Raw genomic sequence first — 2,461 nt, 5'->3', positions numbered from 1 at the left:
CGGTTGAGGAAATCACCAAGGCAACGATGGGAAATGTCATCCCCCTGAGAGGCCGCGATGACTGAGCCGAACCCGGGTGACCGCAAGCCAGCGGTTTCGCCGCGGCTGACCGCAGCCATGTGGGCAACGTGGAAGGCGATGATCCTTCTCATGCTCGCTCTGTTTGCGCTCGCGGCCGGTGCCGCACTGGCCCGCCTGCCGGTCTAGCCCATCCAACAGTTGCCCCCCAGCCGGTGGGGCTGAGCACCTCCCCGCTCGCCCCGCCGGCACCCCTTCCAGGACCACAGGAGAAGTTGAGTGTCCGAGATTATTGCAGCCGACCTTCTGCGCCAGCTGATCGAGCGCGTGGAGCGCCTCGAGGAAGAGAAGAAGGGCCTCATGGAGGACATCAAGGAGGTGTTCGCCGAGGCCAAGGCCCAAGGGTTCGACGTGAAGATCATGAAGCAGGTGATCAAGCTGCGGAACATGGAGAAGCACAAGCGGCAGGAAGCCGAGGCGCTGCTGGAGACCTACCTCGCCGCGCTCGGCATGGCCGAGTGAGCAGCCCGAGTAACCACCCCCAGGCGGCCGGCTGCGTATCTGGCCGGTCGCCGCCCTACCATGACAGTTTTTGACATGCCCGCACCCTTGAGCACCCTCACCCAGAGCCTGTTTGACCGCGCCGTCACATGGATTGCGCGCGGCGACCGGGGCCTGCCGTCCTCCGCCATCTGGCACCACATGATGGAGGTGCCATACGACGGCGGCGCCGAGCGTCGGCATTACCCGAACCGGCTGGACGACTTCACCCGCTGCGTTCTGCTGCTGGATCTGATCCCCGAGTGGCGTGAGCGGCTGCGCGAGATGCGCGCCTACTCTCCCGGCTGGGCCGGGCTGATTGCTCGCTGGCCGGAGCTGGAGGCGGAACTGCGCGACCGGTGTGGCGGCAAGCTCGACACGTTTCTGATCGCCCCTGCCCTTGAGCGCGAGATCCGCCGGGCCATCGCCCAGGGCTTCGTAAATGACCCCCACTTCTCCGTTGCTCTCAAGCCGGACGGGACACTGCACCGGGCTTACCCCCGTGATGCCAGGGAGATGATGAAATGACCGAACACAACGCCCCTGTGCCTGCCGACATCGCCGACCCCGCACGGGTGCGCGAACTGCTGGCCGAGGCTGAAGCCCGCGCCGAGACGCTGCGCGCCGTGCTGGCCGTCCTCGAGGGCCGCCCTGCGGTGCCGGTCGGCCGCCCGCTGCGCCTGCTCACCCGCCGTCAGCGCGAGGTGGCGGAGTTGGTGGGTAAGAGCATGCAGAATGCCGCGATTTCCGCGCACCTGGGCCTGAGCGAGAACACCGTGCGGATTCACGTGTCCGCCATCCTCAAGACGCTGGGTCTCGCCAATAGGACCGCGCTCGCCCTGTGGTGGCGCGAGCATGGGATGGAGGCCGCCAATGGCTGACCGTCCGATCCTTTTCAGCGGACCGATTATCCGCGCCCTGCTCGACGGCAGGAAGACGCAGACGCGGCGGGTGTTGAAGCCGGGCAAAGATCGTGACTTCGGGTGCGAACTGGCTCCCAGCGAAATTGCGGGCGAGATCCGCGCTGGGAACTTCCGCAACTCCCCATACGCCCCCGGCGACCGGCTGTGGGTGCGGGAGACGTGGCACTGCGACCATGCTGAGATGCCGCTCGGCAACTTTCCGGCCATGCGCGAGCGGATGGACTATCGCGCCACGCACGATTGCCGTGAATGGGAGGCCGGGTGCCCCTGCAGGGATGCTGACGGCCGGGGCCGCTGGCGCCCCTCCATCCACATGCCCCGCTGGGCCAGCCGCCTGACGCTGATCGTCATCGACGTGCGCGTGCAGCGGCTGCAGGATATCAGCGAGGCGGATGCAGAGGCGGAGGGCGCGACTAGCCGCCCGAAATGCCACGGCTTTCAAGGCATGTATCCGGGCTGGTCGATGGATTGGAGCAAGGTTGGGGAGCGCTCCGACTATGCGACCGGCGGCCCGGGGCCGCTTCAGGAGCGCGACATCAGCCTTGGTGACGCCCGCATGGCCTTCGCCAACTACTGGGGCAGCCTCAACGGCCCCGGCGCGTGGGAAGCCAACCCGTGGGTGGTCGCCCTGACCTTCGCCGTCCACCGCTGCAACATCGACCAGATGGGTGCCGCATGAAAACCAGCGCACAGCAATGCCTCGAGCTTTCCCGCCGCCTCGGCGACCGGCTCACCGACCGCAAGGCCATGCTGGCCGAGATCCGCCGCATGGGCGCGGAGCAGCGGCTGGCGGCTCTGCAAGAACAACGGAGGGCAGCGTGACTAATCCTCAACTTCCCCTGCATATCATCAACATCAGTGGCGGGAAGGACAGCACTGCGGTCGCGTGCCTGGCCATTGAGCGAGCAGCTTGGCGCGCAATGGAAATGCGCTTCGTGTTTGCGGATACCGGCAACGAGCACCCTCTGACAATCGAGCAC

Annotated in this window: 6 protein-coding genes; all 6 read left to right on the top strand. The window is 66.6% G+C overall.

The window, feature by feature from the left end; translation table 11 throughout:
- Positions 1–57 precede the first annotated feature (57 nt).
- The 6 genes from VIG90_RS18680 (at position 58) to VIG90_RS18655 (ending at position 2,303) form a co-directional block, all read left to right on the top strand.
- On the top strand, positions 58–207 hold the full coding sequence (locus VIG90_RS18680) for a hypothetical protein (RefSeq protein WP_331595031.1): 150 nt from the start codon (positions 58–60) through the stop codon (positions 205–207).
- 90 nt (positions 208–297) lie between these two features.
- Positions 298–540 (top strand): DUF2312 domain-containing protein, encoded by a 243-nt coding sequence (locus tag VIG90_RS18675; protein ID WP_331595030.1) that lies wholly within the window; start codon positions 298–300, stop codon positions 538–540.
- Positions 541–615: 75 nt separating this feature from the next.
- Complete coding sequence (locus VIG90_RS18670; RefSeq protein ID WP_331595029.1) at positions 616–1,086, top strand: hypothetical protein; 471 nt, start codon at positions 616–618, stop codon at positions 1,084–1,086.
- Positions 1,083–1,439: a response regulator transcription factor gene (locus VIG90_RS18665; protein WP_331595028.1), complete on the top strand. Its 357-nt coding sequence runs from the start codon at positions 1,083–1,085 to the stop codon at positions 1,437–1,439. The genes VIG90_RS18670 and VIG90_RS18665 overlap by 4 nt, the downstream gene beginning before the upstream one ends.
- Positions 1,432–2,160, top strand: a complete 729-nt coding sequence (locus tag VIG90_RS18660) for a hypothetical protein (RefSeq protein ID WP_331595027.1) — start codon at positions 1,432–1,434, stop codon at positions 2,158–2,160. The genes VIG90_RS18665 and VIG90_RS18660 overlap by 8 nt, the downstream gene beginning before the upstream one ends.
- Positions 2,157–2,303 carry a hypothetical protein gene (locus VIG90_RS18655; protein ID WP_331595026.1) on the top strand — a complete coding sequence of 49 codons (147 nt, stop codon included), beginning with the start codon at positions 2,157–2,159 and terminating at the stop codon, positions 2,301–2,303. The genes VIG90_RS18660 and VIG90_RS18655 overlap by 4 nt, the downstream gene beginning before the upstream one ends.
- The last annotated feature ends 158 nt before the right edge of the window (positions 2,304–2,461 follow it).

Origin of the sequence: Pedomonas sp. (assembly GCF_036515995.1) — a bacterium.
Classification (GTDB): Bacteria; Pseudomonadota; Alphaproteobacteria; order Sphingomonadales; family Sphingomonadaceae; genus Pedomonas.
The sequence above is the reverse complement of the archived record's forward strand: the minus strand, read 5'-3'. Positions and strand labels throughout refer to the sequence as shown.

Coding starts and splice junctions, on each gene's coding strand:
- VIG90_RS18680 (WP_331595031.1), top strand. CDS start 58: ATGACTGAGCCGAACCCGGGTGACCGCAAGCCAGCGGTTTCGCCGCGG.
- VIG90_RS18670 (WP_331595029.1), top strand. CDS start 616: ATGCCCGCACCCTTGAGCACCCTCACCCAGAGCCTGTTTGACCGCGCC.
- VIG90_RS18665 (WP_331595028.1), top strand. CDS start 1,083: ATGACCGAACACAACGCCCCTGTGCCTGCCGACATCGCCGACCCCGCA.
- VIG90_RS18660 (WP_331595027.1), top strand. CDS start 1,432: ATGGCTGACCGTCCGATCCTTTTCAGCGGACCGATTATCCGCGCCCTG.
- VIG90_RS18655 (WP_331595026.1), top strand. CDS start 2,157: ATGAAAACCAGCGCACAGCAATGCCTCGAGCTTTCCCGCCGCCTCGGC.